At 31.4% G+C, this 761-nt stretch carries 1 protein-coding gene; it reads left to right on the top strand.

Translation table 11 applies throughout. The features are described 5' to 3' along the window. On the top strand, nucleotides 1–761 hold a 761-nt coding region (locus tag AB671_RS22575; protein ID WP_410492673.1), incomplete at both ends, for a hypothetical protein.

The following is a 761-nucleotide window of genomic DNA, read 5'->3' as shown; positions in this document are numbered from 1 at the left end:
TATTAATTTCACTTATGAAAAAGGGCGAAATGATTCGAATTATTTTAATTCATCAGAATTGTATAAATTAAAATCTATACAAAGTAATGTTATCGGACAAAGTACTAACCAATTTGTAGATAAATATACCTTTGATTATGATTATACCAGTACATCTTTCTTGACATTTCCTGACCCCTCGCTTAATCTCAAAAAACTTTTATTAAAAAAAATAACTAAATCAGGCGATACTAATAATCTAAATGAATATGACATCAGCTATACCAACCAAAATAAAATATTTAAAAAAGACAGTTGGGGATATTACAGAGGTAATGATTTTTATGAGCCTGTAGATATCACTCAAGATGTTATCAGCTCTATTACTTATCCTACTAAAGGAAAAGTGATGTTTGACTTTGGTGAAAATATTTATAGTCATTTTGCTGGATTCTCACAACCTATCGAGGCAGTAACTGGAGAGTGGATAAAGCATAATAATGATTTTGAATTAGAGGGGGTTAATTCATTTAATCCTAATATTAAGAAAGAATTTTTTACGATACTTTCTCCGCAGACCGTTAAATTACACCTAGATCTCGGAAATTTGGTTTACTCTAATTGGGAATTTAATATTTACAAACAAATTAGCCCGAATGTATTTTCAGCTCCTGTAACTACATTTGGAATGAGCTGGCAATCTTGTATAAGTACTAGTGGTGCCCAATGCCCAAATGCGGGAATTGGTGAAGGAGGAGAACCTGTTACAGAATTCTATAGAG

The organism is Chryseobacterium sp. BGARF1 (assembly GCF_001677955.1).
Classification (GTDB): domain Bacteria; phylum Bacteroidota; class Bacteroidia; order Flavobacteriales; family Weeksellaceae; genus Chryseobacterium.
The sequence above is the reverse complement of the archived record's forward strand: the minus strand, read 5'-3'. Positions and strand labels throughout refer to the sequence as shown.